The organism is Micromonospora sp. ATCC 39149 (assembly GCF_000158815.1).
Taxonomy (GTDB): Bacteria; Actinomycetota; Actinomycetes; order Mycobacteriales; family Micromonosporaceae; genus Micromonospora.
The window spans coordinates 4,622,968-4,647,212 of sequence record NZ_GG657738.1 but is presented as its reverse complement, the minus strand read 5'-3'; the positions used below and the strand labels follow the sequence as shown (position 1 = coordinate 4,647,212).

Genomic DNA, 24,245 nt, shown 5'->3' with positions numbered 1-24,245 from the left:
CCTGATCTTCTTCCTGGACAGAAGAATGATCAACCAAGGGCTGCGGCCATGATCAGCCAGGGTCGATACAGACCGACCCCAGGTTAAAGATCAAGCTAGACGCGTTGAAGTTGGAACTGCTGGTTGGTGCTACTGGTGGGCGTCCACTGGGAGATGCGGGCACCGTCGGCGGTGGAGGCTTGCCAGACGTCCATGGCCAGGCCGCTTTGCCGGTTGACCAGGCTCACCACGTCGCCGCCGTATTCGACGAGTCGCCACTGCTGGCTGGCGGCGTTGGTGTCCGGCTGCTGGTTGATGTCGGCGCCGGTGCTGTTGCTGGCGATCTGTAGGACCAGGCCGCTGTGCCGAGCCCGGATCCGGTAGTAGCCGTCGTCGGACGGCAGAAAATCGAACTGCTGGTTGGGTCCGGTGCCGGTCGACCACTGAATCAGCTGCGCGCCGGCCGCGGTGGATCCGCCGCTGATGTCGGCGGCCTTCCTGCTGTGCTGGGCCACGAGCCGGTAGTAGGCGCCGACCACCACCGGCCCCGACTTGACGGCCGACGCGCGGTAGGTGTGACCGGCCTGCCCGGCGAACTCGACGAGATCGGTTTCGAGCCGCGTCGGCCGGACCACCGTGCCGTTGGTCTCGTCGCGCAGGTCGAAGGCGCCAGCGAAGATCTGGCTGCGCACCCGAACGGTGCCGGCGCGGTCGGGGGTGACGACGAGCTCGATCCGGCTGCTGCTCCACGCGGCGCCAACCGTGTATCCGCCGCGGCCGCGCAGACCCGTGACGCTGCCGGTGGGCCAGGCGGACGGTAGGGCGGGCAGCAGGTGCAGTTCGTTGTTGTGGCTCTGCAGGAGCATCTCGGCGATGCCGGAGGTGGCGCCGAAGTTGCCGTCGATCTGGAATGGTGGGTGCAGGTCGAACATGTTCGGGGCGAGCCGGTCGGTGCGCACCAGGTCCTTCAGGAGCTTGTGGGCGCGGGCGGCGTCCTCCAGGCGGGCCCAGAAGTTGATTTTCCAGGCGAGGGACCAGCCGGTACCGTCGTCGCCGCGCAGTTCCAGCGTCCGGCGCGCGGCCTCGTAGAGCTGCGGGGTGCCGCGCTTGGTGATCTGGTTGCTGGGGTGCAGGCCGTACAGGTGGGAGACGTGTCGGTGAGTCCGCTCGGTCTCCACCCAGTCGGCAAGCCACTCCTGGACGTTGCCGCGGGAGCCGACCTTCGTCGGCGGCAGCCGGTCCTTGGCGGTGCGCACCTGGGTACGAAAGGTGGCGTCCACGCCGAGGACCTCGCTGGCCAGGGCGACGCCGTTGAACAGGTCGCGCAGGATCTGGTTGTCCATGGTGGGGCCGGCGCAGACGAAGGCGTTCGAATGGTGGCTCAGCTCTGGGGAGTTCGACGGGTTGGTGACGAGGTAGCTCAGCGTCGGGTGGGCGACCAGGGTGTCCAGAAAGAACTGGGCAGCGCCCTTCATCGCCGGGTAGTTCGCGCGCAGGAACTCCAGATCGCCGGTGAACAGGTAGTGATCCCAGATCATCGTGGCCAGCCACGCGCCGCCGGTCTGCCACATGCCCGACTGGGCGTAGTCGACGACCGACGCGCCGCGCCAGGCGTCGGTGTTGTGGTGGGTGACCCAGCCGCCGGCGCCGTACTGCGCCTGTGCCACCCGGGCACCGGTCACCGTCAGGTCTTTGATCATGTCGAAGACTGGCAGGAAGCACTCGGACAGGTTCGTCGTGTCGGCCGGCCAGTAGTTCATCGGCAGGTTGGCGTTGATGGTGTACTTCGAGTCCCACGACGGGGCCATCTGATCGTTCCAGATGCCCTGCAGGTTTGCCGGCTGCGTGCCCGGGCGTGAGGAGGAGATCAGCAGGTAGCGGCCGAACTGGAACAGCAGCGCGGAAAACTGCGGGTCGTTCGTGTTCGCGTGCTGAGCGATCCGCACGTCGGTCGTCTGGTCGGCCGCCGCGGTGCGTCCGAGGTCGATCGTCACCCGGTTGAACAGCGCCTGGTAGTCGGCCAGATGCCGGGCGCGCAGCTGGTCGAAGCCGGCGGTGCGGGCGGCGTTCAGGCGGGTACGCGCGATGCCCTGGTAGTCGCCGTTGACGGTGCGGTAGTTGACGTAGCTGGTGCCGATCGAGACCAGCACCGTGACGCTGGTCGCGCCGGAGACCCGCAGGGTGCCGCCGGAGCTGCTGACCGTGCCGCCGGTGACGCTGGCGTTGGCCAGGGCGAGGAAGCGGACCTGCCCGGTGACGCCGTCCATGTTTGCGGAGATGCCGTCGAGGCCGATCGTGGCGCTGTCCGGGCTCGACACCGTCGTCCGTTGCGGGCTGTCGAATGTGGCGTTGAACGTGATCGAGTTGGCTCGGTCGGCGGTCAGCCGGATAACGATCACCTGATCCGGTGCGCTCGCGAACACCTCCCGCTGATACCGCACCCCGTTCAGCACGTAGGTGGTGGTGGCGGTGGCCGTGGTGAGGTCGAGCGCCCGGTTGTACTGCGAGGCACCGCTGGCGCTGCCGAAGGCCAGCCGCAGGTTTCCGACAGGCTGGTACGCCAACTGCCCGGCGGGGTTGCCGACCATCGTCTGGTTGATCAGATCTTGCGCCTGGGTCCACTGGTCGGCGAAGACCCGCCGCCGGATCTCCGCCAGGTTGGCCGCACCACGGGTGTTCGCCGAGTCGTACGGGCCACCGGCCCACACAGTGTCCTCATTGAGCTGTAGCCGCTCCGTGTCGACGTTGCCGAACACCATTGCACCCAGCCGACCGTTACCGATCGGCAGTGCTCGAAGCCAGTCCGTGCCCGCCGGCTCGTCGTACCACAACGCCATATCACCCGCGGCCCGCACCTGCGGCGGTGCCGACGCGCCGGCCTTGGCGGCCGCGGTCCAGCCGGTGGGCAGCAGCATGGCACCGGCCCCCGCCGCCCCGGCTGCGAGGAGTTTCCTACGTGTCACTTCTGACATTCGATTTCTCCAAAGCGGCACACAGCTACACCTTGGGTGGCGCCACGGCGTGCGGACGCCGCGCCATCGAGCGGGCCGCATCACTCGATCACACGATGGCGCCTTCCCTTAAAGTGACGCATCTAAATGTATGACGTCATACGTTAAGTGGCCGACAGGAGCGAGTCAATACATGCCAACGTGGGTACCGGTCAGGGTCTACGCGGCCAGGGCCGCGCCCCATCTGCCCGATCAACCGCCACCGTGCGGTGATGCCGAAGTCCACGCCGAGCCCGACACCCGCCACCGGCATCGCCCGCCGCGCGTCGAAGACCGTACCGTTCTGACCGTTGACAGCGACGATGGTCATGCTGAGAAAGCACACCCTCGAGCGTCCCCCGCCTCCCCCGCGGCCCTAGCTTGATCTTCAACCTGGGGTCGGTCTGTATCGACCCTGGCTGATCATGGTGTTGCTGTCGGCGAGCGTGAGCGTTTCGTCCAGGACTGCTTTTGTGGCCATCGTCGGTGGCGGTGTGGGCGTGTGGCGGTGTTCCCAGCCAGAAACCGTCTCGGGCGCCACCCCGAGGTGGCGGGCGAAGTCGTGGACGGTCATCCGGAGCGCCTCGCGGAGCGCGCGGGTCTCCTGTCCGGTCCACCGGCCGATCACCACCGTCCCGCACCCGCAGTCACCCGTCGCCGCGTGAGTGGCCCGGGTGGCGGTCCGGCCGGCGCGTCGCTGGCGATCCTCGTCCCGCGCCTGCGCCTACTGGGTGTGCTCCTCGATGTTGAAGCCCACGGACTGGCATTCCGGCAGGTCGGTGAAGAAGCCGATGAGATCGTCGGCGTGGTCGATGGTCTCCGGGGTGACGACACAGATCACCGAGTACTCCAGACCCGTCTCCGCCAGGATCCGGATGCCGCGCAACGTCCGCTGGATGGTGGACCTGCCTGCGTGGTCGAGCCGGTTGCGGTTGAGGGCACCGGGGCCGTTGACGCTGACACCGACCGTGGATCCGTGGGCGGCGAACAGCTCGCACCACCGCTGGTGTCTGGGTAGAAGCTGGGCGGTTGCCCGGGTGTCACCGAGTGCGGTGTGGGCGTCATGCAGCTCGATGCCGTACACCGTGCAGCAGGACACGAGCTGGAAGTTCGGCGCGGCCAGGACCTGTCGGGCCAGCCGCAGAGTGCACACCGCCGGCAGGGGCGCGGTGCTGATGCCGACTCGAGCGAACTCCTGCGCGATGAACCCCTCCTCGAAGCGGGCGTTATGCGCCACGACCACAGCTCCGTCGAGCCTGGACAGGATCTCCCCGGCCACGTCCGCGAACGTCGGCGCTCCGGACAGCATCTCTGCGGTGATGTGGTGGACGAAAGTCGGATCTGGGTCGCGGCCTGGGTCGACGAGGGTGGCCCACTCGTCGACCACCCGACCTCCTTCGATGCGAACCAGGGCGATCTCCACGATGCGGTCGGATGTCGATGACAGCCCGGTCGTCTCCACGTCCACCACCACGAACGGGACCTCACCCAGGTCGACACCTTCCCTTTCGCTCGCTGACCCGTAGGCGAACAGTCCGACCGGCGACATGTGTACCTCTCTATCTCGGCGATTCGGCTTGATCATGGTTAGAGCGACTGGCCCTCCAGCGACGGATGCTCATGACAGTCGTCGGAACGGCTGCGTGCACGAGTGATCCGTAGGCCGACCGGCTTAGCGGGCATCTGCCATCCAATGCCCCGGCATGTCATGTGCTCGCGACTGGTTGCTCCTGTGCCTGGGTGAGGCTCTGCCGGTACTCCAGGGCCTCCGGGACCTCCTCGTACTGCAGCAGGCTGCCGGTCAACGCCAGCAGGTGTTCCTTGGCCTCCTCCGGCGTGGCGTAGAAGAACTCGCGACGGTGGTTGACCAGATTGACTCGCCGGTCGGCCAGCCGTGCGTGCATCTGCGCCTCGATGCCGACGGCGTTTTCGGAGAGGAAGAGGGCGTGGACGTCGAAGTTGAAGGGCACCGAGGCGTCACTGAGTTCGCGTACCCGGTCCAGCGGGTCCAAGCGACGGGTCATGCCGACCTTGACCATCTTCTCGCCGAACGCACCGAGGTTGGAGATCACGTACACGTAGCCGGCCCGGACGTTGGCGGCCCGCCGGTCGACGTCCTGAATCGCGGTGTCGATCTGGGCCAACCGGTCCTGCATCTGGGCGGCACCGTCAGCATCGCCCTTGGCCTGCAAGGCGGCCATGGCGTTGGCATAGTGCTGGCGTTCCTTGTCGAGCCGGGCGCGATCGCGTTCGATCTCCTGCTGGGCACGTCGCTCTTCGCGTAGCCGGGCCTTCTCTTCCCGTTCCCGTTCCTTCTCCTCGGCCAACTTCTCCTGGTAGTCGGCGGTGAGTTCCAACTCCTCGACCCGCAGCCGGTGGTACTCCTCGGCGATCCGAATGTCCATCGTCTTGCCGAGCTTGGCGATGGTTGCCGCGACCTTCCCAAGCCGGTCCACGGCCGAGTCAAGTTTGTAAGGCTTCAACCCCGTACCAGGTTGTCAGCCTCGGCGTTGTAGGCGCGAAGCATGAGCTTGGAGAAGTCCCGGACCATGGCGCGGCCCTCGGCAGCCGAGCCGTTGACCGTCCATCCGGTGGCAGCCTTGACCGCTCCCCCATCCTTCCTGGTCATAGCCTTGATCTGGTCCTGCAGCCGGCTAAGCTGGCTCTGGTAGGTGACCGCGTCCGACAGGGGATGGCGGTACCTATAAACACCAGCTTCCTGCAGCAGTGCCGTCTCCTCGGTGACCACGATCTGCTGCCGGAGACCGCGCAGGTGTCGATCGAGTTCAGCCTTCTCCGCTTCGCCCTTTGCTGTCAGGTCCGCGATCTCACGACTGAGTCGAACCCGGTGCTGCTCGAGCTCGATCGCGGACAGCACGCCGAGCCGTGACATCTCCGCCCGTAGACCCGTCAGCTCAACGCGTACCTGATCCAGCTCGCCGCGGAGCTGCGCATTCTCCACCGCCAGCTCACGCGCCTTCCCCCGGGGCACCGAACAGAGGAATGTCCGGACTTGCGTTGCGCTGCTGCGAGACAACGACTGCGGGCGCACCAGCAGCCTGCGGGGCGGCCGCGACGGGCTCAGTCGGAGCCGGAGCCGGCGAATCCGGGGTCCATAACTGCCACCCCGGCGGAGGAGGGCCCCAAGCGGGATCCGGTGTCCAGCCCGAAGGCGGGACCCATCCAGCAGGCGGCGTCGGCCAGTTCGGTGGTGCGTTGAAGCGGTATCCCATTGTTTCCCCCAGGCTTCACCACGGCCCGACGAAGGTAGCGCCGTGGCCCTCACGCGGACATTGACGACTCAGATCGGCAAGGTCAGCCATCCAGACGGCGACGGATGCCCAAGCGGGGACATCAGTCTGGTTACCGACAGAAAGAGCGTTGCTTTGAGACGGGTCGGCTGGCCGTGTCGGCATGCCTACCGGCTCCAGGTTCTCGAAGGCTGGACGGCGATCTGCTCGCCATCAGTCCGGATCGTGGGGGCATCCGCGTGGGCTTGCCCAGCGTGAAGGGTGGATACGGCACAACGGCGGAAGAGCGTGCCCGACTACTGGAAGCGCTCGATCGACACCGTCTCCACCAGTCCCGCCCGGACCTCAGCCTGATCTGGGGGACCGTGTGCGAGCCGACCAGCCCGCATGCTGATCCATCCAGCTTTGTCGTGGACCTCCGACAGCCTCCGGACGGGTGGACTCCCACTGGGAACCTGCTCGTCGCGCTGCCCGGCAAATGGACCACCGCCTGGCACTGTGCCGACCGGGTGGTCGACGCACTCATCTGACGGACGGGGCCCGAGCTATCCGATGCCGATGGCGTCTCTCACCCGCTCCAGCAACGGCCTGGTCTGCTTCCGGGCCTTGTCCGCGCCGTGGGCAAGCAGGTCGTCCAGCTCACTACCCTGCGCCATCAACGCCTCGTAGCGTTCCCGAAGCGGCGCGAACTCAGCGACAAGCGCGTCGGCGAGCTGTGCCTTCACCTCTCCCCAGCCCATCCCCCCGGCCGACAGCCGCGCCCGTGTCTCGGTGACCACGTCAGCCGCACCGAACCGTTCAAGCAGCTTGAACACGGCAGCCGAGTCGGGGTCCTTCGGTTCCTCCACCGGCACGCTGTCGGTCGGGATACGCCGGATCAGTTTCCGCAGGTTGGGCTCTGGCGCGAACAGCGGGATCGTGTTGCCGTACGACTTGCTCATCTTGCGGCCGTCGGTGCCGGGCAAGGTGTGCGCCGACCCCTCATCCGGAATGACAGCAGCGGGGATCTTGAACTTGAACCGGTCCCCGTACACAGCGTTGAAACTGCCAGCGATGTCCGCGGCGTACTCGACATGCTGGACCTGGTCGCGACCGACGGGCACCACATCGGCGTCCATGATGAGGATGTCGACCGCCATCAGCACCGGGTAGTTGAACAGGCCCATGTTCACGCCGGCGTCAAGATCCTCCTTGCCGGTCTCCCGGTTACGGTCACGCGCCGCCTTGTAGGCGTGCGCTCGGTTCATCAGGCCCTTGCTGGCCATGCACGCCAGGATCCAGTTCAGTTCGAAGATTTCCGGGATGTCCGACTGGCGGTAGAACGTGGTGCGATCCGGGTCGAGCCCGGCCGCCAACCAGGTGGCCGCCACGGATCGGGTGTAGTGCTGCAACTGATCACGGTCGCGGATCGTCGTCAGCGCGTGATAGTCCGCGATGAAATACAGCGACTCGTAGCTGTCGGCCAACCGCAGCGCCGGCAGGATCGCGCCGATGTAGTTGCCCAGATGCGGCTCACCGGTCGGCTTGATGCCGGTCAGCGATACCTTTCGCGCCGTCGAACCCATAGGCATGACATTACCGTGAGCCGCCATCGATCTTCCGTCCTCATTGGCTGTCGGCGCATACCGAGATGCTCCTGTTGCCGTTGGCAAGGCTGAGCAGCGACGGCAACTGAAGTGACCCCTATCGGCCGGACACCTCGATGTGTGTCAGGAACTCTCGGTGGATCTTCTCGTAGGTGTCGGGGCTGACGTTACCCAGACGGCTGTGCCGGCGGCGAGGGTTGTAGAAGCCTTCGATGTAGGAGAAGACCTCCATCTCCAGCTCTGGGCGGATTCAACCGGTGTTTGCAACACCGGGTTGCTGGAGCGATCGTAGGTGATCGTCGAGGACTTCGGCTGGAGTCTTCCAGTCGAGAGTTTTGCGGGGTCGGCTGTTGAGGGCGTGGGCGACGGCGTTGATCTCGTCGGCGCTCCATCGGGACAGGTCGGTGCCTTTCGGAAAGTACTGCCGCAGCAGGCCGTTGGTGTTTTCGTTGGTGCCGCGTTGCCAGGGGCTGTGGGGGTCGGCGAAGAATCCGGGACGCCGGTTCGACCGTGAAGCGTGCGTGCGCCGACAACTCCTTGCCGCGGTCCCACGTCAGCGACCTGCGCAGTTGCTCGGGCAGTTGGGTGATCGTCTCGGCGAGGGCTCTGCTCATCGTGATCGCCCCGTAGCCGGCGAGATCGGGGCCGTTCTTCGTCCGCGGGCTCACTCCCCAGCCGGCTTCACGCGGCAGGTGGATCAGCATCATGAACCTCGTCGTCCGCTCAACCAGTGTCCCGATCGCGGAGCGCTGCAAACCGATGATCAGATCCCCTTCCCAGTGCCCGGGAACAGCACGGTCGGCAACTTCGGCGGGCCGTTCGCTGATCAGGGTGTCGCTGGTAACATGCGCCCACGCGCGTTGCTTCGCCCGTGCTCGGGGAACGCGAAGCGCGCGACCGGTTCGCAAGCAGGTGACGAGTTCGCGCTTGAGGGCGCCACGGCTCTGGACGTAGAGCGCCTGGTAGATCGCCTCGTGGCTGATGCGCATGGACTCATCCTCCGGGAACTCGGCCCTGAGCCTGCGGGAGATCTGCTCCGGGCTCCACCCGGTCGTCCATGCCCGATCGGCCCGGTGGGGCTTGTTGCGGCCCTCCACTGCGGGCCCTGGGGGCCGGTGACCGGCCGGCCGTCCGCTGTCCGGATCACGCCCGCCAACCGTTGCTGGATGTACTCTCGCAGCCGCTCATTGGTCAGCAGCTTCGCGATCTTCGGCCGGCGGGCTCGACGCTCCGCATGCCACTGCGCGGTCGAGGCCTTGTAGTCCAACCGGTACGTTCTGGTCGAGGCGTTACGCCGCAACTCCCGCGAGATGGTCGACGGGTCCCGACCGACCTGGCGGGCGATCGCACGAACACCCAAGCCCTGCGCCCGCAACAGAGCGATGTCCTCTCGCTCACAGAACGACAGATAGCGGCCCGACACCGTCGGCGGCAACCCAGGATTCACGCCGCCAGCGTGCCGGAACCACCGGAACGCCACCGGCGACGACACACCCGCCGCCGCGGCCGCGTCCTCGGTCATCACACCGGACCGGATCGCAGCCCAGAAACTTGACCCGGTCCTCACGCCACGCCACCGTCGGTCGTCCCGGCGAAGGCATCTGACCCCGACACTCCCGAACCCGCCTCTGCCCCGGCCCATAAGCCATCGCTCCACCTTTCCGACAAGGTGTTGCGACGACCGGTTGAACTGCCCGGCTTTTTTTCAAGATCTCCTTCTCCAGCTCCAACTGGGCGACCTGGCGCCGCAACCGCACCAGCTCGGCCCGCTCGTCAGCAACCAGGTCGCTGGGCCGGCCGCCGTCGCGTTCCTGCCGCAACCGGTCGACCCAGTTGCGCAGCGTCTCGTGGTTGACGCCCAACTCCCGGCCGACGTCGCGGATCGTGCGACCGGAGTCGAGCACCAGCGCCGCGGCCTGGCGGCGGAACTCCTCGGGGTACCTGCTCTGTCGAGCCACAGCGGTCTCCTCCTCCTCGGCAGGATGCCAAGTCAGGAGGTGTCCGGTCTCAGGGGGTCACTTCAGACGCACTGGCACCCGCCAAGCCGTACTGGTCTCCAGCGGGACGGATTTCCGGCCGAAAAATCTTGGCCCATCTGTAAAAATGTCTCACTTTGTGAGACAGTGCTCCCGCTGGCCGAGTCGGTCAATTCCGCCGGAGTCGCACGGCCGGGCGCGCCAGCAACAGCAAGGGCGGACCGCCGGCGGACCCGGCGCGGCCACGCTTCCTTCGGTAACGAGTTACTTGCCCTGAGCCCTTCAGCTGCTCACTGGGGGTCACCAGGCTACGAGCCAGCCGCACGCCGGTTTCCGGTCAGGCCGCCGTCAACGGCGGCCGACCATCCGCCGTTGCAGCGGTGCGCCTCGAAGTGCGCACGTCCGGCGACATCGCGATGGCGGCCCGCACGGCCACCGAGGCACTACGCAGCGCCATCGATTGATAACGTGACGCTGGACGTCATCGGCCGGTCAACGGCGGTGTCCGTTGGGGAGGGTCACACACGTGTGGTCGGACGAGGCTGCGCTCGACGCGGCGGCACGCCGGCTCGACAGTTGGGAATCGTCCATCGTCGAGCGGGCGGCGCAGGCCAAGGCGCTGTCTGCGCAGGTCCAGCAGCTGACCGGAACGGCGCGCAGTCCGGATCTGATGGTCGAGGTCACGGTTGATTCGGCCGGGATGTTGGTCGATCTGCGGCTGGACGAACGCACCCGACACCGCCCTGCCGCGGACACCGCACGGCAAATCCTGGAAACCACTCGGGCCGCGTGCAGTGATCTGCTGCGGCAGATGACCGAGGCGACCACCTGTGCGCTCGGCGACGACGATCCGACAGCGGCGGCGCTCGTCGACTCGTACCGGCGCCGCCTGGACCCTGGCCCGGACGCTTCGAATGCCCGTCGGTGACGGCATTCAGGTCGATCCCGACGACCTTACCCACCATGCCGCGCGCCTCGACCGGATCGCCGGCAGCCTCGACACTGCCCGACAGGCTGGCCAGCATGTCCGACTCGGCACCGATGCGTACGGACAACTGTGCGTGATCATGCCCATGTTGCTCGACAGACTCCAGGACACCCTCGTCGACGGTATCGACAGCGCCGCCGGTTCGGTCCGCGACACGGCCGACAAACTACGGACGACCGCCGCTCGCTACCGGGCCACTGAGGCGCGGGCGGAGCGGCTGCTCCGGCAGGCACGCGACGACCAGTGACCGCCAACCCGCTCGTCGCCACCGCCTCCGACGCCCCACCCAGCGCCTGGGCTGGCGTGTGGATCTGCGAGGACATCGAGCTCATCGCCCAGGGTGTCCGCAACGGCAGTTGGATCGACGGCAGCCTCGGCGTGGTCAGCGCCGGCCTGGATGCCCTCGCCTTCGTCTCCGACCCGGCCGGCGCACTGCTCCAGTACGGCATCGCCTGGCTCATCGAGCACGTCAAACCGCTCAGTGAGGCACTGGACTGGCTCGCTGGCGACCCCGCGCAGATCACCGCGCACGCCCAGACCTGGCGGAACGTTGCCGCCTCGCTCCGCGAGGAGGTCGCCGCGCTGTCCAGCTCCGTCCGGGCTGACGTCGCAGAGTGGGGCGGCAGCGCCGGCCCTGCCTACCGGGCCTGGGCCAACGAGCAGCAGCAAGCCATCATCGGGCTCGCCCAAGGCGCCGACACCCTCGCCGCCATCACCGAAGGCGCGGCCGGCCTCGTCGCTGCCGTTCGGCTGCTGGTCCGGGACGCCATCGCCACCTGCGTCTCCCGCCTGATCGTGTACGCAGGCGAACTGGTTGTCACGGCAGGGTTCGCCGCCCCGCTGGTCGTGGAGCAGGTGACAACGACGGTGGCGGCGTGGGCGGCGCGAATCGCCCGACTGCTGCGAGGGTTGCTGGCAAGCCTGCAGCGGTTGATGCCGGAAATCCGCCGACTCGGTGACCTGATCGAGAGACTGAAACAGGCGTTGAGCCGGCTCACGAACGCACCTCACGGGCGCCCGAGCGGGGCAACCGAAGATGTGCTCGGAGTCCACGGAGGCCACACCACCCGCCCTCGTAACCTTGCCGACTACGAACGTCAGGAGCGCTGGGCCAGCGAGGCGTATACCGCGATCCGGCAGCAGGACGACGCCGGGGCCATCGCCCGCAGTCTGACTGACGCGCCTCGCCTCGATGGCTCCCGGGGCTTCTCGCTCCAGGAGATCGAGCAGGTCCGGCGGCACATCTTCTTCGAAGAGCACCCGATGGACGACTACGCGGGCGGGATCGTCCGCCAACGGTACGACCCGAGCGCGCCGATGGCCGAGGCGTGGCTGCGCCTGCGACGGGGTGACCCGCTGCCGGAGGACTACAGGCTCCTGGAGCACGAACTGGCAGAATCGCGGTACTACCAGGCGCATCCGCAGGCGGATTACCGGGAGGCTCATCTCGCCGCCAACCGGGTGTCGAACTGGGAGGCGTCGATCCCCGACCCCACGTACGAGGACTACGCGAAATTCGGAGAATAGCGCCATGGGCATGATGGTGGTCGCACGTCGTATCGAGGCATCCGTGGACGAGGTGCGGTACGAGTTCGGGTTCGAGGACAGGTTCGACCGGGTGCTGACGATTGATCCGCACACGCTTGAGGCGCGGGTCGAAGACGGTGACTTCAACGCCGCTGCGAGCGCCATCACGGCCAAGATCGTAAACGCGCGGCGCTCCGCTGGAGACTTCCCGGCAAGGATGATGTTCGCCAGCTGAGCCGAGCGGTACGGCTGGCATTCGTTGGGATCCCCTGCCGAACCATGCCCGTACGCCACAGCTTTTCGATCGGGCCAGCACCCGCCCGGAATCTGGTCGGCTACACGCCCGGGTGTCGGAGTACACGATGACGCCGCTCCCCACCCACCTCGGGAGGGAGCGCCGGGGTTACGAGACGATTGGCAGCAGGTCGTCGTCTCGTCCGGTCTGGGGTAGCCCGGCGGCAGCGGCGATAACCTCGACGGTCCCTTCGAGCGTGGTGGTCTCCGCCAGGATGAGTTCGTCGGGCCAGCCCAGGATGTCCCGGGCTACGTACCAGCCGCTCATCTGCTCGGCGGTGAAATCGCTGGCCTGTGGGCGGGTCAGGTGCCGCCGCAGCGTCTCGGGCAGGGACACGTCGAGGTAGCAGAACAGCGACCGTCCTTGATGATCGTCGCGCAGGGCGGTCAGCATGTTCCGGTAGCGGTCGCTGTGCATGATGCCGTCCAGCACCACGTGGTAGCCGTGGTCGAGCGCGAACCGGACGGTCTGCGCGATCAACGCGGGGGCCGCACCGCCGGGCTTGTCCCGCTCGCGCAGCACGATCCGGCGCAGGTAGTCCTGCTCGACCAGGGCGCAGCCCCGGCCGTGCCGACGCCGCAACTCCCGAGCGATGCTGCTCTTACCCGAACCGGAGTTGCCCCGGACGCAGACGAGGATCGTGTCCGGGCTGCCAGTGGGTCCGACGAGCACGATGCCTCCGCAGATTTAGTCGTCGCGCACGGCGAGGTCGAGTGCGTCGATGGTCAGCTTGGTGAAGTCGGGCAGTTGATCCTGACTGACTGTGACACCGCGCAGATTGTCGAGGGCCGTCTTGAGTCCGTGGAGACGGCTGCCCCGCAGATCGGCGCCGTCGAGATGGCAGGAGTCGATTTCCATGCCGTCCAGGTTGCAGGACCGCAGCGCGATGCCCGGGAGGCGGCAGGTGGACCAGGTGGCGTGGGCGAGGGTGCAGTCGGTGAAGGCGACGGATCCGGCGGCGGTGACGCGGTGGAAGGTGGCGTAGTCGAAACGGCAGTCGTCGAACAGGACGTCCTTGAGGCGTACGTCGGTGAGTCGGGTGCCGGTGAACCGTGAGCCGGTGATCGCGCATCGCTCGATGGTGATGCCGGTCAGGCGAGCGCCGGAGAAGTCGGTGCGGGTGATCTCGCATCCGTAGAGGCTGCCCGCTTCCCAGACGCTGTCGCTCAGGTCCACGCCGGTCATCAGGCTGCTGCGGATGCGGGCGTTTTCAAGCCGCGCACCGTGCCACCCTGCGCCCTCGACGAGGGCCTCTGTGAGGCCGTCGGCCAGGTCCGTCGTGTTGTCGAGATCGTCCGGTTCGAGGTCCGGCAGTAGGACCTTCACGTCGCCGATCGTGGTGCTGCGCATGTGTCCTCAACCTCTATAGGCGCGGGGTGGGCACGCCACCCCGCGTGGTCCGTGGCGGGGCTACTTCTTCTTGTTCCAGTTGTCCCAGCCGGGTCGGCTGTCGAACTTTCCTCGGTTGTCCCAGGTGGGGCGGTTGTCGAACTTTGCCGCGTCGATTGACGTTACCGACCGCTGCGGGTCGACGCCGAGGCGGGCGAGTTGCTCGGGTGCGGCGTTGACGAGGGCCGCGAGAGCATTGGTCATGATCGTCCTCCTTGAGGGGTGAGATGGTCCGCGGCGGCGCGGACGAGGGCCTGTCGGGTGGTCCGGCAGTAGGTGGTCTCACGGACGGTGAACGTCGCGTGCTCGAAGTAGCGGTTGCCGGCCTGGGCACCACGGCAGAAGTCATAGAAGGAGCAGTGACTGGCGCAGTCATTGAGAGCCGTGACGAACTCGTTGACGTAACGCAGGTCGCCGGCGCGGGCGAGCATGGCGGTGATCGGCTGATGGAGGACGTTGCCGGCGATGAAGTCGCCGTATCGCGGCTCGGTGATGCCGAGTAACTCCGGTGACAGCAAGACCACCTGCCCGTTCCAGGAAACGGTCGGGATCGGCTCGTACGGGGCGTGGTCGACGTGCCCAGCGCGGATCGCGGCGAGATAGTCGGCCAAGCGATCAAGGTCGCGGATCCGCAGCGGGCTGCCGCCGACGCGACGTGCGATGAGGCGCTGCCAAAACCGGTACGCGGCGTCCTCCGGCACCGGTATCCGATCGGCACCCTCCTGCTCTTCGATGTTGAAGCCCACCGACTCGCAGCCGGGCAGGCCGGTGAAGAAGTCGACGAGGGCCTCCGCATGGTCGATGGTTTCCGGTGTGACAACACAGATCACCGAGTACCCCAGCCCCGCGTCGGCCAGGGCCTGCATCCCGCGCCGGGTTCTGGTGTCCGTCGGGTTGCCGGCCCGGTCGAGGCGGTTTCGGTTCAACGCGCCCGGTCCGTCGATGCTGACCCCGACCTCGAACCCGTAAGCGGTGAACAGCTCGCACCACTGTCGGTTGATCAGCGTCGCGTTCGTCTGGATCTCATGACGCACCATCCCCGCGCGGCGCAGTTCCTCGAACGGGGCCAGCAGCTCCCGGAACAGCCCGATGGGTGTGGCGGTGGGTTCGCCCCCGTGCCACACGACGCTCACCGGATGACCGCTGTTCTGCTGGGCGATCGATTCGGCGCACGCCTGCGCGACCGCAACTTCCATCAGTCGGCGGGATCTACGATCGGGCAGGTAGCAGTAGGTACAGTCGAGGTTGCAGAAGCTGGTCGGCTGCACGACCAGGGTGTGGAAACTACTGGCGACCGCCGGCTGGCCAGTGGCGTTGATGACGCCGATGCCGTTCACGAGGAGCCTTCTTCGATGCTGACGGCCGTGGTGTTACCGACGTGGTGGGCGTGGGTGTGGCGGGCGGGCCAGCCGAGAAACCGTTCGAACATGTCCGCGGCGCCACCCGTCACGCTCGGGTTCAGCCGGTGCAGATCGTCGATCGCGTCGTGCAGGCAGCCGGCCAGGTAGAGGAACAGGCTCACCGGCACTTCCCGGTACTCGGCCAGGAGCGCGAGCTTCGCCGCGCCGCACGGCCAGGGCCGTCCACACCGACGGCACAGCCACAGCGGACGCATCGGCAGATGCTCAACCCCGGCCGGCGCGCTCCGGTACGCCGCACCACAGCGCTGCGGCCCGGTCACCGGCGACCGCCCTCGCGGGCCCGCTGCTCGAACAGCCCACGCCACACGTAGGTGAACAGTGGCGGATCAGGCGGCCGTACCTGCCCCTGCGAGGACGTCCACCTGGGCTCGGGGCGCCGGGGCTGACCGGCCATCGCGTTACGCGAGACGTACACCGTCATGCCGCCACCGCCATCCGAGACGGTGAGCGGTGGGCCCGCCGGGGGAAAGGCAAGCCCACCGCCGCACCACGGCGGCTGGGAGCAGACCGCCGCTCACCCACCCACGCAGCCCTGATGGCAGTAGGCAGGCGAGGCCTCAGCCGCACGCGTGGACGGGTTTCACCCGACGACGCCGGCTTTCGCGTTGGGTAACACCCTCGCCTTCCGGCGGTCCCGTCGTTCATCTCGAGCTCCCTGGCGTGAGGCTGCGATTACGTGCCGACCGCCTACTCCTGAAAGCAGCGCACCAGCACGATCAGGTTCGCTCGATCAACGCGGCGATGGGGATGTCCCGGCGATGCACTCACGGTGCACCTGCGAGCACGACGAGTGCCGTTACGATCGTCCGGCCGACAACTGTCCACAGCGAGAGGACGTGCGATGGCCGCGGTGACGACCTGGACCGGCCGGGAAGCCAACGCACTGCGCCAAGCGTTGCGGATGAGCATTACCGGCTTCGCCGAGCACTTGGGCGCGGCCCGTCGCACGGTGGCCAAGTGGAGCAGCCAGGGCGACAAGGTCCATCTCCGTGCCGACATGCAGGCAGCCCTCGACACCGTACTCGCGCGGGCGACCCCCGATGTTCGCGAGCGCTTCAACGCACTGCTGGAAACAGGAACCAGCGGTGCACTTGCGGATCCAGCGGCACCGCCCGTCACCGCCACGCACACCCATACTGGCGACGGCAGCATTCACGACATCGACTCGGGCGGCGACGTGCGGCGCAGAGACCTCCTAACCGGCGTGACGATCAGCGGCATGTCCCTGCCGAGCGTCGCAGCGCTGCTCAACGCACTGGTCGCACCGCCCTTTCATAACACCGAGCCAGTTGCCCTACCGCTTCGGCAGTTCGCTCACGATGTCGCCGCAGCCAAGATTGACTACCAGGCCTGCCGGTACGAGCGGCTTCTCGCCGGACTCGTGGCCCTGTTGCCCGCGCTGGAACCGACTCGCGCGGACAGCGAAGGCGAGCAGCGAGCTCAGGTAGACGCCCTGGCCAGCGACCTCTACCACGTCGTCGGCAGCGTGCTGCTCAAGGTCGGTGACAAGGGCATGGCCCTGGTCGCCGCCGAACGCAGCACCCGCGCCGCCTCGATCAGTCAGGACCCGGTGGCGATGGCGACCAGCGCACGGATCATGACCCACGCCCTGATGAGCAACGGCCACAGCCGCCAGGCCAGGCAGCTCGCCGAAGACGCGGCCGAGGCCCTTCGACGCGGCACCCGGCTCGCCTCGGCCGATGCGGTGGCGGTCTACGGTGCCCTGCTGCTCCGCGGTGCCGTCGCCGCCGCGCGTGACGACAACCGGGACAGCGCACACGCCATGCTCGACGAGGCGTCCCATGCCGCCGGACGACTCGGCTACGACGGTAACGACCGGTGGACCGGCTTCGGGACCACTAACGTCGTGCTGCACCGCGTCAACATCGCGCTGACCCTGGGCGACGCCGGCACCGCCATCGCCCTCGCCCGCCAGGTACCGTTAGACAAGATCGACCTCGCCGAACGCCGGGCATCCCTGTTCGTCGACGTGGCTCGCGCCTACACCCAATGGGGCCGCTACGAGCATGGCCTGAGCGCACTGCGCAGCGCCTATCGAGTGGCACCGGAAGAGATCCGGTGCCGGCCAGCGGTACAGCACATCGCTGGCGACCTGGCAGCCGTCACCCGCGGGCACGTCCGCGCCGCCGTCCTCGACTTCGCCCAGCACGCCGGGATCCGGGTATGACCCGTTACCTGCAGATCGTCGTCTGCGCCGCCGGGCCCGCCGCAGACGTGACCCAACTGATCGCCGCCGCGACGAAACAGTCGTGGACAACAGCGGTCACCGCCACCCCCAGCGCCCTCGACTTCATCGGCCCGGAAGCGATAGAGCGACTGACGGGCCACCCCGTCCGATCCACCTACCGGTCGTCCCCCGGCACCCGCCGCTCCCTCCCTACTGCGGACGCGCTCATCATCGCCCCCGCCACCTACAACTCGGTCAACAAGATCGCTCTCGGCATCGCCGACAACTACGCCTTGACCACGATCGCCGAGCTGATCGGCCGGCAGGTGCCCACCGTGGTCGTCCCGTTCGTCAACACCGCCCTGGCCACCCGCGCACCCTTCCAACGCGCCGTGGCAAGCCTCCGCGACGAGCGCGTCCGAATCATCGGGACCGAGGACGGATGGGAACCGCACCCACCCGGCAGCGGCAACAGCCGCCAGCGAGACTTTCCCTGGACGGCGGCGCTCGAGGCAGCGACCCGGCTGGCTGACGACATGCCAGCCAGCAACACCCATCGGGGCTGAACTACCCCGGCGGTCAGGAAGCAAGGCCAGACCCCGAGGTCGACCATCAGCGGAGGTAAGCGGCGAACGCGACATCACCGGCCTCTAACAGCCGGCCGAAGCGCCAGAACGGAAGACCGCGAGGGCTCGGCCAGGCGGGCACGAACGTCCACGACCACCGCTCGTCGTCCACCATCGGCCGCCCCGGTCCAACGGCTCCCGAGCACCCACCGAGCGACCACCCACCAGGGCCGGACACGAACAAGGCCCCGACCCAGCGTGAAACGCCAGGTCAGGGCCTTGATTGCTGGTGCGCCGCCAGGGACTCGAACCCCGAACCCGCGGATTAAGAGATTGGTCTTGTTCGAGTCATTTGGTCCAACGGCGTCGCGTAAATCCATCTGTTCGCGGTCAGGCCCCAGCTTCAGCGGGACAGCGTCCGACCCAGTCCATCACGTGCCAGCCCCGTCCATCGCGCTGGAGCACCCACGGAGCACCCTGCGAGACGCCGCACGGATGATGACCCGCCAGCCGGCCATCGGGGCATGACCGGACCACCCGTGCCATGGCGACGCAGAACCCCCACTCACGCACGGCATGCGGCACATCGACTAGAAGCGAGCGCCAGGTTCCATCACAGACGCGAGTGAACCGGCGCGGGCGTCGGGCTGCGGGCTGGTGGCCAGGCGGTCGCCGCTCCGGCGGTGAAGGTGTTCCCGCAGCCGCCGGCGCAGGTCCCCGACCGGTCCGGTGGCGCCGAGGCGGCGCAGGAAGTCCGGCACGCTCCAGGTGACGAGGGCGCCCTGCCGGGACAGGTACAGGCCGATCCGGTCGATGCCGTACCGGTCGTCGTAGTCCAGCAGCAGGTAGCTGGCGAGCTGGTAGATCTCGTCACGGCCCAGCCTGCGGGGTTGGATGGTCGCCTTGCAGTCCAGCAGTAGGCCGTCGAGGATGAAGTCGGCGTCCGCTCCGCCGATGTCCTGGCTGCCGAGGAACGTCGGACCGCAGATCCGGGCGCTGGCGGGCAGTTCGAGGAACGGTCCGTACGGCTCCTCGGCGATTGCCAACTGCCGGTTGATGTCCTCGATGGCGTAGTCGGGGACCGCTGTCAGGAGATCGTCGAGAGTGGTGGCCGGGGTGGCGCCGGTCAGCATGCTGTACCGCCGGATCTCACCGGTTCGGTAGATGTCCTCGTAGTAGGCGGCCACGAAGCACAGGCGGCCCAGGATCTCCCCGTCGAGGTCGTCGTCGCCGTGCAGGTATGCGTCGACCATGGAGATCAGGTCGCGTCCGGCTCGGTGCAGGGCGTCCCGTACCGGTGGCGCGGGTGCGCCTCGGAGGGGCAGGCCGCTGCCGACGGCGTCGACGCCGATGTTGACCGGCGCGCCGAACGGACTACCCAGGCAGAGCCTGAGCCGGAAGTCGATGGCGTGGCCGAGCGCCGACCAGTCGGGGTACTTCACGTCGAGTGGCTGCACAGGGCGGGGCAGGTCGCAGATCCGCCGGAGGTAGTCCTGCACGACGGCCGTGCTGTTCGGCAGGTGCTGGGTCACGAACTGCGACATCGGGGAGTTCGGGTACCTCAGCTGGCGGGTCAGGCTCAGCTCGATCATCGGCTGCCCGGCCACCGTGCCGTCACCGGCCGCCTCGGTGGCCTTCTCGTAGTCGTCGATCCAGGTGATCCCCGCCGGATCGAGGTGGTGCCGGGCTCGGGTGACCGCCACATAGATCAGGCGGGCCTCACTGGCCCGTAGCGGGCGCGGATTCCCGTCGTCGTCGACCGACGGTGCCGCGAAGCCGTCGCCGATCCGTACCCGCGACCACTCCCGGCCCTTGGCCTTGTGCGCGGTGGACACGGTGACCTTCGCGGTGCGCTCGTCGGCGAGACGGTCGACCGCGTCGATGATCACGTCCGGCCCGTAGGTGTCGACCAGCGTCACGATCGCCTTGAGGTCCTGGCCGGCGGTGTCGTTCTCGGCGTACTCCTGCACATCGGCCCAGGAGGTGAACAGGAACAGCTCCGGATGAGTGGTACGCCGACCGGACTTCAGAGCCTGGGCGGCCTGCGCGATGGTCCGCAGCGCGCCGCCGCCGCCCGTGAGCGCGACCGGTACGCCCCGCTCCAGGAAACCGAGGACCTCCTGCATCGCGTCGGCGTTCCCCCGGCACAGCACGGCATCGATCTCCGCCGCCGAGCCGACGCGGGAGTCGGTGGCACTGTTCCCGGTCAGTTGCAGATCCGACTCGGCGTGCCGGAGCCACCGGTTGGCCATCCGGGCGATACGTGGGCCGAAACGAAACGACTTCGTCAAGTACAGGTGATCCGCCGGGAAGCCGGTCATCACGTCCCGGGCGTTGCGCCAGGCGTAGATCTGCTGGGCCGGGTCGCCGACACACACCCGCTGCGCGTTCTGAGCGAGGAAGACCTCCTCCAGGACCGGGTTGGTGTCCTGCGCCTCGTCGAGCAGCACGAAGTCCGCCGCCAGCGTGGGCTCGGTCAGCGCCCACATCTTCAGGTAGTGGTCGTGTTCGAAGCGCAGTTTGCCGTCCGTTGAGCGGATGTCGTCCCAGGCCCGGCACGCGTACGGCAGCAGCACGCGGGCGACGTGGTCTTGGGCCGCCGGGTCCAGCCCGTTGACCCGTTCCAGATGCCGGGCCATCAGTTGGCGGTCGGTGCTGTAGCAGAACCGACGGATCATGCCCATCACCAGGCGTGCCTGGTGTCCACAGGTGATCGGACGGGAGCTGACCCACAGATTTTGGTGGATGCCCAGCAGCCGCGCGGTTTCCTTCGAGGGTATGCGGGCCGACCGGTTCAGACGTTCCTGGTAGTTCCGCCCGACGGCGCGGTGCGCCAGCGAGTGCGCGGTACGGCAGTCGACGTTCGCCCCGAAGCGCTGCCTGGCCTCATCGGCGATCGCCTTGTTGAACGCCACGTAGAGACCGCGCTTTCTGGTGACCCCGGCCATCAGTACCAGCGTGGAGGTCTTACCGGTGCCGGCCCCGGCCACCAGGGCCAGTTCCCTGCCCGCGAGGAACGTGTCCCGGGCGGCGAGCTGTTCCTCGGTCGGCTTGACGTCCATACGCCCCTTCCAGGACTGATTCCCGTGCTCACACCCTCGTGATCCCATGGACCACCGGACGGGTCCGCCCGAGCCCGAAAGCTGCTCGCGGAACCAGTGGAGCCTACTTCGGAAGCGAGCGCGATGTGATCACTCCGCTACCGCCATCCCGAGCGATCCGCAGTCTCGTCAGGCACTCGGAGGGCCCAGAATCTCGACGGCGCTGCCGAGAACACGTGCCCTGCTCCGTCCCCGTGTCAGCAGGGGCAGTCTTCGTGGCCCATGTGCTCCGCCAACCAGCGGACTTTGCGTCGGACGACCCACCTGTACCAGCAGCTTCGACGCCTACAGCCCGCACAGATTCCCAGGTCAGGCCCCGCTCCCACACGTCTCACCCGGTCCAGGCACTCCCGCAGATCAAGAGGCTGATCTCGGGTCGAGGGGCCTGCGAGCGGCTACCAATGGACGGACTGGATGAGCCGGTCCAGGTCCAGACGAGCCACGACGGTGACGACGGTCGAAGAGTTAAGCAGGTTGCCGTAAGTCTTGTCGGTAACCGTCTGGGTTGAGGCTCGTCGTGCGGTGTGGACCTCGCTGGGTTTGCATGGAGTTTCCGACAACGTGCAAACACCAGCGAGGCCACGATCAGTATGCGACCGGCACAGACCTACGCCAACCCGACCGACGCCGAGTACCAGCAACTGCTCACCGCGTTGCACCACCAATGGCGCGTCGCCATGCGCACGGTGATGATCCTGCTCTCCGCCGACGGCATGTCCCCGGCGGAGATCGCCGAACTCCTGCACTACGACGACCCCGTCACCGTGCGCCGCTGGATCCGACGACACAACGCCGAAGGCCTGGCCGGCCTACCCGACCGGCCTCGTTCAGGCCGGCCCCGCCACGGCAGCACCGGCCTCGGCCGACGGATCCGCGTCCTCCTGACCACCCCGAAGGCCTGGACCACCCTCCGGATCTGGCGAGCCCTCGACCGACCCGCGATCAGCCTGCGCACCACCTACCGGCGCATCCGCGAACACGCAAACTGGCGCCGGCCCCGCCTGGTCGCCAAGACCGACCCCGACCACGACACCATCTGCACCCGTATCCGCGCTCACCTGCGACACCTGCCCGCCGGGACGGTCATGCTGGCCGAGGACGAAACCTACCTCGAACTCCTCGCCAAAGTCCGCGCATGCTGGCAGCCCACCGGCATCCGCCACCGCATCCCCACCCCCGGCCGCAACCAACGCCGCAGCATCTACGGCGCGATCAACCTCACCACCGGCGTCTTCCACTACCACGCCTGCGTCAAGGCCGTGTCCGAGGTGTTCTGCTACTTCCTCCAGCAACTCCTCGACGCCTACCCCGACGCCCCGGCCGTAGTCGTGCTCTGCGACAACGACACCACCCACACCAGCCGCCACACCCAGGCGTGGCTCGCCCAACACCCCCGCCTACACCTGATCACCGGCGCCCGTTACAGCCCCCAGGACAACCCCGTCGAACGCATCTGGGCCGCCCTCAAACACCACATCGCCAACACCGCCGTCACCACCCTCGCCGACCGACTCCGCCAAGCCCACACCTTCTTCCGCCACCGCACCTCCGACCAGAACCTCACCACCGCCGCACCCTGGACCAGCCCATGGCTACCCCACGAATACCGACAGAACTTCTGGCCAGGCGCTTAACTGGTGCCCCGGCCAGGACCACCACGGAGTCGTTGAGCATGGCCGCGTCGCCGACATGCGCGGCGAGGTTGACGCCGACCGGTTGCGACGTCCACCCGGACTCGGTGTCGATCACAGCAGTCTGGAGATAGCGATTCCAGCCAGTCACCAGGACCTGGGTCTCGTTGAGGCGGATGAGCCCGTGCGGCCGGCCCACCGGCGTGACAATCCAGACGAACTTGCCGGTACGGATGTCGACTACACAGCTGTTTCCCTCGCCAAGGATTAGGAAGGTGTGGTCGCGCATCCAGCACGCGTTCGCGCAGCTCATCGCCGGTAGCTCACAGGAGTATCGCTGGTCGTCGCCCAGATTCCCGCCCGGTGCGACGAGATGCCCGGGTTGATTACCGGGCCAACCAGTCGTGCTGCGGTCCAACAGCCAGGGCGCCCCGTTGATGCCGGGCACGATCATCGGTGTGCGCTCATACCCACCGGCCACCGCGTCGATGCCGTCCTGGCCATATCGGACAACACCCGCGCGGCGTGCGACGAACAGTGAGCCGTCGGAGTCGCCGAAAACGTTGCCTTCACAGCCGGTCAACTCCAGTCGCCGCCGTATCCGTGAACGGTGGGGACCGAGTTCGACCACACCGTCCTCGACGGTGATTAGTAGTCGATTCTCGTATGACGAGAGGCCCCTGATCCCTTCGCCGTAAGCCAGCACCTCCGCGTCCAAGCCGTCCGGCGCTGCGACAGCCGCCGGAGTGAACCCATCTGGTACCCCAAGGATGATGGGCGCCTCGCTCGGACGCCGGGGCCGCAGGAGCGCGGCTAACGGGACGTGCTCGTCGCCCAAGACCGAGATCGCGCGGTTCGCCGCAGAGAGGATCTCCTGCGCAGCGGTCACACCGGTCAGCAGCGCCTCGATATGAGCACGGTCGAACAGAATGATGTTTCTAACGCTGGCAGCAAAGCGGAGGGCGCTGTCGTTGAAACCCGACCACGACGCCAAAATGCCCATGCTCCCAGGACGCCGCTCGTTGACGACGGAGTGCAGCTTCCGGACCGGATCGGCGTTGACCGGTCCGGCTTCCCATTTCGCCTCCAGCAGGTACCAGGTGCCTTCGTAAGGAAAGGCGACATCAACTTCCCCCCGTGGACCGCGGGCGTCCGCCTCCGCGTCGATACCGTCCCGCTGGAGCACGTCAGCGACTAGCTGGTTGAACGCCATTCCCCGCTCGGACCGACTGATGCCACCGACCAACCCACCCAGGTTGGCGTACCGACGGATCAGATTGAGCTCGGGAGCCGCTTCGCTGAGGCGCATCCCCCGATTATCCGCCGTGGCCGCCACTCCTCCGCGCGCCGCAACAGC

General features: G+C 67.5%; 21 protein-coding genes and 3 pseudogenes. 7 read left to right on the top strand and 17 right to left on the bottom strand.

The window, feature by feature from the left end; translation table 11 throughout:
- Positions 1-95: 95 nt before the first annotated feature.
- From MCAG_RS20220 to MCAG_RS35770, 9 genes and pseudogenes are all read right to left on the bottom strand, one after another.
- Positions 96-2,951 carry a glycoside hydrolase N-terminal domain-containing protein gene (locus tag MCAG_RS20220; protein ID WP_036374399.1) on the bottom strand — a complete coding sequence of 952 codons (2,856 nt, stop codon included), beginning with the start codon at positions 2,949-2,951 and terminating at the stop codon, positions 96-98.
- Positions 2,952-3,357: 406 nt separating this feature from the next.
- Positions 3,358-3,600 carry a DNA-binding transcriptional regulator gene (locus tag MCAG_RS20215; RefSeq protein ID WP_007074842.1) on the bottom strand — a complete coding sequence of 81 codons (243 nt, stop codon included), beginning with the start codon at positions 3,598-3,600 and terminating at the stop codon, positions 3,358-3,360.
- Positions 3,601-3,705: 105 nt separating this feature from the next.
- Positions 3,706-4,518: pseudogene (locus tag MCAG_RS35775) on the bottom strand (exonuclease domain-containing protein); the annotation flags it as partial.
- Positions 4,519-4,675: 157 nt separating this feature from the next.
- Positions 4,676-5,425 carry a DUF4041 domain-containing protein gene (locus MCAG_RS35040; RefSeq protein WP_232290231.1) on the bottom strand — a complete coding sequence of 250 codons (750 nt, stop codon included), beginning with the start codon at positions 5,423-5,425 and terminating at the stop codon, positions 4,676-4,678.
- Positions 5,426-5,448: 23 nt separating this feature from the next.
- The gene (locus MCAG_RS35035) at positions 5,449-5,931 is read right to left on the bottom strand and encodes a hypothetical protein (protein ID WP_232290230.1); all 483 of its coding nucleotides are present in this window, start codon (positions 5,929-5,931) and stop codon (positions 5,449-5,451) included.
- A gap of 834 nt (positions 5,932-6,765) precedes the next feature.
- The gene (locus MCAG_RS20200; RefSeq protein WP_036374396.1) at positions 6,766-7,785 is read right to left on the bottom strand and encodes a tryptophan--tRNA ligase; all 1,020 of its coding nucleotides are present in this window, start codon (positions 7,783-7,785) and stop codon (positions 6,766-6,768) included.
- A 118-nt stretch (positions 7,786-7,903) separates the two neighbouring features.
- Positions 7,904-8,038 (bottom strand): hypothetical protein, encoded by a 135-nt coding sequence (locus tag MCAG_RS36320; RefSeq protein ID WP_369751329.1) that lies wholly within the window; start codon positions 8,036-8,038, stop codon positions 7,904-7,906.
- Between the two features lie 18 nt (positions 8,039-8,056).
- Positions 8,057-9,455: pseudogene (locus MCAG_RS31140) on the bottom strand (IS30 family transposase).
- Between the two features lie 96 nt (positions 9,456-9,551).
- Positions 9,552-9,764, bottom strand: a pseudogene (locus MCAG_RS35770) (transposase); the annotation flags it as partial.
- A 544-nt stretch (positions 9,765-10,308) separates the two neighbouring features.
- Here MCAG_RS35770 and MCAG_RS20190 point away from each other — a divergent pair.
- From MCAG_RS20190 to MCAG_RS20175, 4 genes are all read left to right on the top strand, one after another.
- Entirely contained in the window at positions 10,309-10,710 is a 402-nt protein-coding gene (locus MCAG_RS20190; RefSeq protein ID WP_036374393.1) for a YbaB/EbfC family nucleoid-associated protein, read from the top strand.
- Positions 10,697-11,017 (top strand): type VII secretion target, encoded by a 321-nt coding sequence (locus MCAG_RS20185; RefSeq protein ID WP_007074834.1) that lies wholly within the window; start codon positions 10,697-10,699, stop codon positions 11,015-11,017. Before MCAG_RS20190 ends, MCAG_RS20185 begins: the two co-directional genes overlap by 14 nt.
- 131 nt (positions 11,018-11,148) lie before the next feature.
- Entirely contained in the window at positions 11,149-12,297 is a 1,149-nt protein-coding gene (locus MCAG_RS20180) for a WXG100 family type VII secretion target (protein ID WP_198141593.1), read from the top strand.
- A 4-nt stretch (positions 12,298-12,301) separates the two neighbouring features.
- Positions 12,302-12,532 (top strand): hypothetical protein, encoded by a 231-nt coding sequence (locus MCAG_RS20175; RefSeq protein ID WP_036374390.1) that lies wholly within the window; start codon positions 12,302-12,304, stop codon positions 12,530-12,532.
- Positions 12,533-12,700: 168 nt separating this feature from the next.
- Here MCAG_RS20175 and MCAG_RS20170 read toward each other — a convergent pair whose 3' ends face one another.
- The 6 genes from MCAG_RS20170 to amcA (MCAG_RS33785) are packed head-to-tail and all read right to left on the bottom strand — an operon-like array spanning position 12,701 to position 15,823.
- Complete coding sequence (locus MCAG_RS20170) at positions 12,701-13,264, bottom strand: kinase (RefSeq protein ID WP_007074832.1); 564 nt, start codon at positions 13,262-13,264, stop codon at positions 12,701-12,703.
- Positions 13,265-13,279: 15 nt separating this feature from the next.
- A complete protein-coding gene (locus tag MCAG_RS20165; protein WP_007074831.1) occupies positions 13,280-13,942 on the bottom strand; it encodes a pentapeptide repeat-containing protein in 663 nt (220 codons plus the stop codon).
- Positions 13,943-14,002: 60 nt separating this feature from the next.
- Positions 14,003-14,185, bottom strand: coding sequence for a multiple cyclophane-containing RiPP AmcA (gene amcA / locus MCAG_RS20160; protein WP_036374387.1), 183 nt, complete (start codon positions 14,183-14,185; stop codon positions 14,003-14,005).
- The gene (gene amcB / locus MCAG_RS20155; protein ID WP_007074830.1) at positions 14,182-15,318 is read right to left on the bottom strand and encodes a cyclophane-forming radical SAM peptide maturase AmcB; all 1,137 of its coding nucleotides are present in this window, start codon (positions 15,316-15,318) and stop codon (positions 14,182-14,184) included. Before amcB ends, amcA (MCAG_RS20160) begins: the two co-directional genes overlap by 4 nt.
- Positions 15,315-15,662, bottom strand: coding sequence for a hypothetical protein (locus MCAG_RS20150; protein WP_007074829.1), 348 nt, complete (start codon positions 15,660-15,662; stop codon positions 15,315-15,317). Before MCAG_RS20150 ends, amcB begins: the two co-directional genes overlap by 4 nt.
- Positions 15,659-15,823, bottom strand: a complete 165-nt coding sequence (gene amcA / locus MCAG_RS33785; RefSeq protein ID WP_198141592.1) for a multiple cyclophane-containing RiPP AmcA — start codon at positions 15,821-15,823, stop codon at positions 15,659-15,661. Before amcA (MCAG_RS33785) ends, MCAG_RS20150 begins: the two co-directional genes overlap by 4 nt.
- A 420-nt stretch (positions 15,824-16,243) precedes the next feature.
- On the opposite strand from amcA (MCAG_RS33785), the gene MCAG_RS20145 reads away from it, so the two are divergent.
- Both MCAG_RS20145 and MCAG_RS20140 read left to right on the top strand, forming a co-directional pair.
- On the top strand, positions 16,244-17,590 hold the full coding sequence (locus MCAG_RS20145; RefSeq protein ID WP_036374385.1) for a hypothetical protein: 1,347 nt from the start codon (positions 16,244-16,246) through the stop codon (positions 17,588-17,590).
- A complete protein-coding gene (locus tag MCAG_RS20140) occupies positions 17,587-18,156 on the top strand; it encodes a flavoprotein (RefSeq protein ID WP_007074827.1) in 570 nt (189 codons plus the stop codon). The genes MCAG_RS20145 and MCAG_RS20140 overlap by 4 nt, the downstream gene beginning before the upstream one ends.
- Positions 18,157-18,746: 590 nt before the next feature.
- On the opposite strand, the gene MCAG_RS20135 is transcribed toward MCAG_RS20140, so the two are convergent.
- The gene (locus MCAG_RS20135) at positions 18,747-21,218 is read right to left on the bottom strand and encodes a UvrD-helicase domain-containing protein (protein WP_007074826.1); all 2,472 of its coding nucleotides are present in this window, start codon (positions 21,216-21,218) and stop codon (positions 18,747-18,749) included.
- 629 nt (positions 21,219-21,847) lie between these two features.
- On the opposite strand from MCAG_RS20135, the gene MCAG_RS20130 reads away from it, so the two are divergent.
- Complete coding sequence (locus tag MCAG_RS20130) at positions 21,848-22,891, top strand: IS630 family transposase (RefSeq protein WP_157548073.1); 1,044 nt, start codon at positions 21,848-21,850, stop codon at positions 22,889-22,891.
- Here the strand turns inward: MCAG_RS20130 and MCAG_RS20125 are convergent.
- Positions 22,818-24,197: a restriction endonuclease gene (locus tag MCAG_RS20125; RefSeq protein ID WP_007074825.1), complete on the bottom strand. Its 1,380-nt coding sequence runs from the start codon at positions 24,195-24,197 to the stop codon at positions 22,818-22,820. The genes MCAG_RS20130 and MCAG_RS20125 overlap by 74 nt on opposite strands.
- Positions 24,198-24,245: the final 48 nt, after the last annotated feature.